The 8,141-nt window shown below is 72.9% G+C and carries 7 protein-coding genes; all 7 read left to right on the top strand.

Translation table 11 applies throughout. The features are described 5' to 3' along the window. The first annotated feature begins 122 nt into the window (after positions 1–122). The 7 genes from mltG (ACFC1F_RS30510) (at position 123) to aroQ (ending at position 8,015) form a co-directional block, all read left to right on the top strand. A complete protein-coding gene (gene mltG, locus ACFC1F_RS30510) occupies positions 123–1,433 on the top strand; it encodes an endolytic transglycosylase MltG (RefSeq protein WP_376163102.1) in 1,311 nt (436 codons plus the stop codon). Between the two features lie 152 nt (positions 1,434–1,585). Further along, entirely contained in the window at positions 1,586–3,568 is a 1,983-nt protein-coding gene (gene mltG, locus ACFC1F_RS30505; protein WP_376163100.1) for an endolytic transglycosylase MltG, read from the top strand. A gap of 34 nt (positions 3,569–3,602) precedes the next feature. After that, the gene (locus tag ACFC1F_RS30500; RefSeq protein WP_376163098.1) at positions 3,603–4,433 is read left to right on the top strand and encodes a shikimate dehydrogenase; all 831 of its coding nucleotides are present in this window, start codon (positions 3,603–3,605) and stop codon (positions 4,431–4,433) included. A gap of 361 nt (positions 4,434–4,794) precedes the next feature. Then, the gene (gene aroC / locus ACFC1F_RS30495; RefSeq protein WP_209410197.1) at positions 4,795–5,979 is read left to right on the top strand and encodes a chorismate synthase; all 1,185 of its coding nucleotides are present in this window, start codon (positions 4,795–4,797) and stop codon (positions 5,977–5,979) included. Then, the gene (locus tag ACFC1F_RS30490; RefSeq protein ID WP_376163096.1) at positions 5,976–6,497 is read left to right on the top strand and encodes a shikimate kinase; all 522 of its coding nucleotides are present in this window, start codon (positions 5,976–5,978) and stop codon (positions 6,495–6,497) included. Before aroC ends, ACFC1F_RS30490 begins: the two co-directional genes overlap by 4 nt. After that, the gene (gene aroB / locus ACFC1F_RS30485) at positions 6,490–7,578 is read left to right on the top strand and encodes a 3-dehydroquinate synthase (protein ID WP_209410199.1); all 1,089 of its coding nucleotides are present in this window, start codon (positions 6,490–6,492) and stop codon (positions 7,576–7,578) included. Before ACFC1F_RS30490 ends, aroB begins: the two co-directional genes overlap by 8 nt. 8 nt (positions 7,579–7,586) lie before the next feature. Then, positions 7,587–8,015: a type II 3-dehydroquinate dehydratase gene (gene aroQ, locus ACFC1F_RS30480; RefSeq protein ID WP_148647724.1), complete on the top strand. Its 429-nt coding sequence runs from the start codon at positions 7,587–7,589 to the stop codon at positions 8,013–8,015. Positions 8,016–8,141: the final 126 nt, after the last annotated feature.

The following is an 8,141-nucleotide window of genomic DNA, read 5'->3' as shown; positions in this document are numbered from 1 at the left end:
CGGCGGTGTGCGTGGGCGGGGGGGTCGGTTTCACCACCGCGTTCTACGGCCGGGGTGCGGGCCCGGGGGGCCCGCTCCGGGCGGGGCCCCTCGCTCCGTTTCCGGGCCGCAGAGGGGGCGCAATGACCGACCAGGACTTCACCCCGGGGCTCACGCCCGGCCACCTCGGTGCGCCGGTCATGGAACCGGAGGGCCGCGCGCCCGGCGCGCCCCGGCCGCGCCCCGATGCGCCGGATCCGCACCGTCGGCGCAACGGCCTGGCCTGCGGGCTGACCGCGCTCGCGCTGGTCACCGTCTTCGGCGGGATCGGCATGACCGGGTACACCTGGCTGCAGGGCCAGAAGAAGCCCCCGGCCGCCGCCGACTACGCGGGCGCCGGCACCGGCGACGTCCAGGTCTCGGTGCCCGAGGGCGCCGGTCTCACCCAGATCGCCTCGGCACTGGTGCGCAACGGCGTGGTGGCCAGCTCGCTCGCCTTCACCCGGGCGGCGAAGGGCAGCGCGGCCGCCGCCGGGCGGATCCAGCCCGGCACGTACACGTTGAAGCAGAAGATGTCGGCCGCCGCGGCGCTGGCGATCCTGGTCGACCCGGCCAACGCCAACGGCCTGACCATCCCCGAGGGCTGGCGCGGCAACCAGATCTACGCGGCGATCGACAAGAAGCTGAACCTTCCCGACGGCACCGCCCAGAAGGCCGCCCAGGAGCAGGCGGGCGAGCTGGGCCTGCCGGAGTTCGCCAAGGGCAGCCCCGAGGGGTACCTCTTCCCCGCGACCTACAGTGTGACGGACGGCACCACCGCGGTGGACCTGCTGAAACAGATGGTCGAACGGGCCGGCAAGGAGTTCGCCCGCGACGACGCGGACGTCGTCGCTCAGACCCTCGGGCAGAGCCTGTACGGGCTGGTCACCATCGCCAGCATGGTCCAGGGCGAGGCGGACAACACCGAGGACATGGCCAAGGTGGCCCGGGTCATCTACAACCGGCTGGCCAAGAACATGCCGCTCCAGCTGGACTCCACGATCAACTACGCGCTCGGCCGTTCGACCCTGAACACCACCGTCACCGAGACCAAGCTGGACTCGCCGTACAACACCTACCTGCACGCCGGCCTGCCGCCGACGCCGATCGGCAACCCGGGGCGGCAGGCGATCATGGCGGCGGTCGACCCGGCCCAGGGGGACTGGCTCTACTTCGTCACCGTGAAGCCGGGGGACACCCGGTTCACCGACAGCTTCGAGGTGCAGCAGCGCAACGTGGCGGAGTTCAACGCCAACAACGCGGCGAAGTCGAGCGCCTCGGCGGTGGCCGGACAGGGGACGGCGGGGGCCTCGGCAGGGGTCTCCCCGGGGGCGTCGGCCTCCCCGGCCGGAAGCCCGGGCGCACCGGGGAGCACCCCGGCGGAGGGCCAGGAACCCGGACCGGGCGTGCACTGACAGGGCATCGGCCTTGACGGTGACGGGTCTGCGGTACGGTAGCGTCTCCCTCCAGGCGCTGCAGTAGCACGCCGGTTCGAGAAACAACCGGGACGCCGTCCCGGGACGGCCGGTCCGATCCTCCGGCCGTCTCCGTCGGTGTAAGGGGATCAATGACCGATCTGGGTCGGGGCTACGGCCCCCAGGGCTCCGAGCCGTGGCACCCCGGTGACCCCGGGTACGGAGGCCAGCAGCCGGTCCCGGGCCAGCAGGACGGCCAGTGGCAGCAGCATCCCCAGCAGCAGCCGCAGTACGGCGGTGGCCAGCCGGGCTATCCACAGCAGATGCAGCAGCCGGGCTACCCGGCCGAGTACCCGCAGGGACAGCAGCCGCAGCAGCAGTACGGCGGGCAGCAGTTCCAGCAGGGGCAGCAGCCGCAGCAGCCGCAGTACGGCGGCGGGCAGCAGGGCTACCCGCAGCAGGGCGGCCAGAGCTTCGGCGGGCAGCAGGGCTACCTGGAGCAGCAGCAGGGTTACCCGCAGCAGGGCGGCCAGGGCTTCCCCGGTCAGCAGCAGGACTTCCAGGCGTTCCAGGGCCAGCAGCAGGGCTTCCAGCAGCAGCCGCAGCAGCCACAGCAGCAGGGCATGGCCCAGCAGCCGGGCATGCCGCAGCAGGGCATGGCCCAGCAGCAGGGCATGCCCCAGCCGGGGATGCCCCAGCAGGGTGCGGGCCAGCAGGGCATGCCCCCGCAGGGCGCGGGCCGGCAGCCCGGTGCGCAGCAGCAGCCGCCGCAGTCCGACCAGCCGCAGCCGGGCGGGCGGGCCGCGCGGCGCCAGCAGCAGGCCCAGGCCCCGACCGGCCCCGGTGCGGACGGCATCGACTGGGAGGCCGAGGCCGCCGCCCTGGAGGCCGGCGGCCTCCCGGCCGAGACGGATCCCGAGCCGGACCAGGACGAGTGGGACGGCCACGCCGACGACTATGCCGAGGACGGCGAGGACGGGCACGGCGGTTTCCTGGGCGAGGAGGACAACTCCCGCGAGGGCAAGAAGAAGCGCAAGGAGAAGGTCAAGAAGTCCGGGCGCCGCAACGGCGGTGCGTGCCTGGTCGTCGCGCTGGTGCTGCTCGGCGCCCTGGGCGGCGCCGGCTGGTGGGGCTACGGCTTCTACCAGGACCACTTCGGGCCGCCGCCGGACTTCCAGGGCGAGGGCACCGGCAGCGTCCAGGTCGAGATCAAGCCGGGCGCGACCGGCGGCCAGATGGGCCTGTCCCTGAAGAACGCGGGCGTGGTGAAGAGCGTCGATGCGTACACCAAGGTCTGCGGCGCCGAACCCAAGTGCGGGAACATTCAGCAGGGCTTCTACGTCCTGAAGAAGGAGATGTCGGCCTCGGCCGCCCTCCAGTCCCTGATCGAGCAGAACGGCGGCGCCGCGCTGGTGCTGCCCGAGGGCCTGAACTCCACCGAGATCTACGCCAAGATCGACGACAAGCTGAAACTGGCGAAGGGCACCACGGCGAACGTCGCCAAGGCCCAGGTGAACGACCTCGGCCTGCCGGCGTACGCGAACGGCAACATCGAGGGCTTCCTCTGGCCGACCCGGTACAACATCGCCGAGGGCATGAAGCCCGAGGACCTGCTCAAGCAGATGGTGAAGAACGCCACCGAGAAGTACCAGGGCCTGGACGCGCAGGCCTCCGCCGCAGGGCTGAAGAACGGCTACGAGGTCGTCATCGAGGCGAGCATCCTCCAGCGCGAGGGCAACAACGTCACCGACTTCGCCAAGATGGCCAGGACCATCCAGAACCGCCTCGCGGCCGACGGCGTGATCAAGCACCGCCTGGGCATGGACACCACGCTGCAGTACTCGCTCGGCCGCAAGGTGCTGGACAAGAAGGACATCGACGACGCGTCCAACAAGTACAACACCTACATCAACCCGGGGCTGCCGCCCGGGCCGATCTCCAACCCCGGCGAGGACGCGATCAACGCGGTGACCCACCCGGCGGAAGGGAAGTGGCTGTACTTCATCGCGATGGACCCGACCCACACCCTCTTCGCGGAGACGGACCAGGAGCACGCGGCCAACGTGGAGCAGTACTGCAAGGCGGCCGGCCAGGGCTTCGACAAGGTGCGCGTCCACTGCACCACCACCAAGTAGCCCGCGCGGGCAACTCGCTTACGGAGAAGCAGCGTTGACCAGCAAGCACCGGGCCGCCGTGCTCGGCTCGCCGATCGCCCACTCGCTCTCGCCGGACCTGCACCGGGCCGCCTTCGCGGCGCTCGGGCTGGACGGCTGGCGCTACGACCGCTTCGAGGTGGACGAGGCGGGCCTGCCCGGCTTCCTCGCCGGGCTCGACGAGGCGGAGTGGACCGGGCTCTCGCTCACCATGCCGCTGAAGCGGGCGGTCATCCCGCTGCTCGACGAGGTGAGCGCGACCGCGCGGTCGGTGGAGGCGGTGAACACGGTGGTGTTCACCGCCGACGGGCGGCGGGCCGGGGACAACACCGACATCCCCGGCCTGGTCAACGCGCTGCGCGAGCGCGGCATCACCGAGGTGCCCGGCGCGGCGGTGCTCGGCGCCGGGGCGACGGCGTCCTCCGCGCTGGCGGCGCTGGCCCAGATCTGCACCGGCGAGGTGACGGTGTACGTGCGCAGCCCCGAGCGGGCGCGCGAGATGGCCGAGCTGGGCGAGCGGCTGGGCGTCGCCGTCCGGACCGCGGACTGGGAGCGCGGCGCCGAGGCGTTGGCGCAGCCGCTCACCGTCTCCACCACGCCGGTGGGTGCCACCGACGCCTTCGCCGCCGGGCTGCCGGCCGCTCCGGGCGCGCTGTTCGACGTGCTGTACCACCCGTGGCCGACGGCGCTGGCCGCCGCCTGCGCGGAACGCGGCGCCACGGTGCTGGGCGGGCTGGACCTGCTGGTGCACCAGGCGGTGCTGCAGAGCGAGCTCTTCACCGGCCGGACGCCGGGCCCACTGGCCGCCGTCCGGGCGGCGGGCGAGGCGGCGCTCGCCGCACGCTGACGCGCGCGGGCCGGCGGGCGTCACGCGCTGCCGTGCTGCGCCCGCACGTCGCGTCACTGTGACTCGCCGTGCCGTGACGCCGTGCCGTGACGCCGTGCCGGACCCGCCGGAGCACGGCGGAACGGCACGCGGGCACGCCGTGACGCCGTGCCGGACGCCCGTGCGGCGGGTCGGTTCACCGCGGTGCAACCCGCCGTTCCGGCGTGGTTGCGCGCCGCCGCGTCCGCCGGTCGGCCGGTTGCCGTCCGTCACCCGGACTCCGCCCCCGGGTGTGCCCGGGGCATGAAAGGATTCAGGGACAAGGCACGCCCGGGCGGGTCACGGCTGCACCCGTGGCCGGCCCGCTGATGAAGGAGCTCCGTTGGGTACGTTGCGCTGGCTGACGGCGGGGGAGTCGCACGGCCCCGCACTGGTCGCGACGCTGGAGGGCCTGCCCGCCGGTGTACCGGTCACCACCGCCGTGGTGGCCGATGCGCTGGCGCGCCGCCGGCTCGGCTACGGTCGCGGCGCACGGATGAAGTTCGAGCAGGACGAGGTCACCTTCCTCGGCGGTGTCCGGCACGGCGAGACCATGGGCAGCCCGGTGGCGATCATGGTCGGTAACACCGAGTGGCCGAAGTGGGAGCAGGTCATGTCGGCCGACCCGGTCGACCCCGAGGTGCTGGCCGGCCTCGCCCGCAACGAGGCGCTGACCCGCCCGCGCCCCGGCCACGCCGACCTGGCCGGCATGCAGAAGTACTCGATCGACGAGGCCCGTCCGATCCTGGAGCGCGCGAGCGCCCGCGAGACGGCCGCCCGGGTCGCGCTCGGCGCCGTCGCCCGCGCGTACCTCAAGGAGACCTGCGGCATCGAGATCGTGAGCCACGTGGTCGAGCTGGCCGCCGCCAAGGCCCCGGCCGGGGTGCTGCCGCTGCCGTCCGACGAGGCCAAGCTGGACGCCGACCCGGTGCGCTGCCTGGACACCGACGCGTCGAAGGCGATGGTCGCCGAGATCGACCAGGCCCACAAGGACGGGGACACGCTGGGCGGCGTGGTCGAGGTGCTCGCCTACGGCGTGCCGGTCGGCCTCGGTTCGCACGTGCACTGGGACCGGCGGCTGGACGCCCGCCTCGCCGCCGCCCTGATGGGCATCCAGGCGATCAAGGGCGTCGAGGTCGGCGACGGTTTCGACCTGGCCCGCGTGCCCGGTTCCCAGGCCCACGACGAGATCGTGCCGACCGCCGAGGGCGTCAAGCGCACCTCCGGTCGCTCCGGCGGTACCGAGGGCGGCCTCTCCACCGGTGAGCTGCTGCGCGTGCGCGCCGCGATGAAGCCGATCGCGACCGTCCCGCGCGCCCTGCAGACCCTGGACGTGCGCACCGGTGAGCCGGCCAAGGCCCACCACCAGCGCTCCGACGTCTGTGCCGTCCCGGCCGCGGGCATCGTCGCCGAGGCGATGGTCGCCCTGGTGCTGGCCGACGCGGTGAACGAGAAGTTCGGCGGCGACCACGTCTCCGAGACCCGCCGCAACGTCCAGGGCTACCTGGACAACCTGATCGTCCGATGACCAGCCCCCTGGTGGTGCTGGTCGGCCCGCCCGGCAGTGGCAAGTCCACCGTCGGGCGGGTCCTCGCCGAGCGCCTCGGCGTCGGGTTCCGGGACACCGACGCCGACGTCGAGCAGCTGGCCGGCAAGCCGATCCCGGAGATCTTCATCGACGAGGGCGAACCGCACTTCCGCGAGCTGGAGGCCGGCGCGGTGCGCGCGGCCGCCGCCGGCCACGGCGGTGTGCTCGCGCTCGGCGGCGGCGCGGTGATGGCCGAGGCCACCCGCGCGCTGCTGCACGAGCTGCCGGTGGTCTTCCTGGAGGTCCCGCTGGCCGACGCGGTCAAGCGGGTCGGCCTGGACGCCCCCCGCCCGCTGCTGGCCGTGAACCCCCGGGCCCGCTGGCGGGAGCTGATGGAGGCCCGTCGCCCCCTCTACCTGGAGGTGGCCACCGCCGTCGTCGACACCGCCGGCCGTACCCCCGGGCAGGTCGCGGACGCCGTACTGGAAGCACTGGAGTTGAAGACCCCCCATGAGTGACACCGTCACGATCCACGTCGGCGGCAGCGCCGGCCACGACCCGTACGACGTGCTCGTCGGGCACCAGCTGCTCGGTGAGCTGGCGCCGCTGATCGGCACCCGGGCCAAGCGGGTCGCGCTCATCCACCCGGAGGCGCTCGCCGCCACCGCCGACGCGATCCGCGAGGACCTGCTCGGCGAGGGCTACGAGGCGATCGTCCTCCAGGTGCCCAACGCGGAGGACGCCAAGAGCGCCGAGGTCGCCGCCTACTGCTGGTCGGTCCTCGGCCAGACGGGCTTCACCCGCAGCGACGTGATCGTCGGACTCGGCGGCGGAGCCACCACCGACCTGGCCGGTTTCGTGGCCGCCACCTGGCTGCGCGGGGTCCGCTGGATCTCGATGCCCACCACGCTGCTCGGCATGGTCGACGCGGCCGTCGGCGGCAAGACCGGCATCAACATCGCCGAGGGCAAGAACATGGTCGGCGCCTTCCACCCGCCGGTGGGCGTGCTGGCCGACCTCGACACCCTGGAGACGGTGCCGAAGCACGACTACGTCTCCGGCCTCGCCGAGGTCGTCAAGTGCGGTTTCATCGCCGACCCGGCCATCCTCGACCTGATCGAGGCCGACCCGGAGGGCGCCAAGACCCCGGCCGGCCCGCACACCGTCGAGCTGATCCGGCGGGCCATCCAGGTCAAGGCCGACGTCGTCTCCGGGGACCTCAAGGAGTCCGGCCGGCGCGAGATCCTCAACTACGGCCACACCCTCGGCCACGCCATCGAGCGCAACGAGCGGTACAAGTGGCGCCACGGTGCCGCGATCTCCATCGGCATGGTCTTCGCCGCCGAACTCGGCCGTCTGGCCGGGCGGCTGGACGACGAGACGGCCGACCGGCACCGCACCGTGCTGGCCTCGGTCGGCCTGCCGCTCAGCTACCGCGCGGACGCCTGGCCGAAGCTGCTGGACGCGATGAAGATCGACAAGAAGTCGCGCGGCGACCTGATCCGCTTCATCGTCCTGGACGGCCTGGGCAAGACCTCCGTGCTGGAGGGCCCCGACCCGTCGCTGCTGGTCGCCGCGTACGCGGAGGTCTCCTCGTGACCCGGGTGATGGTGCTCAACGGCCCCAACCTCGGCCGGCTCGGCAGCCGCGAACCGGACGTCTACGGCGCCACCTCGTACGCCGGGCTGGTCGAGCGCTGCACCGCGCTCGGCAAGGAGTTCGGCTTCGAGGTCGAGGTGCACGAGACCAACTCCGAGCAGCAGATGGTGGAGTGGCTGCACGAGGCGGCCGACGGCCAGGTGCCCGTGGTGATCAACCCGGGCGCCTTCACCCACTACTCGTACGCGATGCGCGACGCCGCCGCCCAGCGGACCGCCCCGCTGATCGAGGTGCACATCTCCAACCCGTACGCCCGGGAGACCTTCCGGCACACCTCGGTGATCGCTGCGGTCGCCTCCGGGACCATCGCCGGGTTCGGCCTCGGCTCGTACGAACTGGCACTGCGCGCGCTCGCCGAGCAGCTCACCACACGGTGAGGCGAGGGGCGGTTGCCCTCGTCAGAGGCCCGGCGGCGGACTGTGCCCGCTGCCGGGCCGACGTGTAGTGTCCCCGCTGAAAGAAGTCGGGAGGTGACCGTGACGCAGTACGCCGGGGGTGGGCAG

This window comes from Kitasatospora sp. NPDC056181 (assembly GCF_042266225.1).
Taxonomy (GTDB): Bacteria; Actinomycetota; Actinomycetes; order Streptomycetales; family Streptomycetaceae; genus Kitasatospora.
This window is presented reverse-complemented; position numbering and strand designations above follow the sequence as displayed.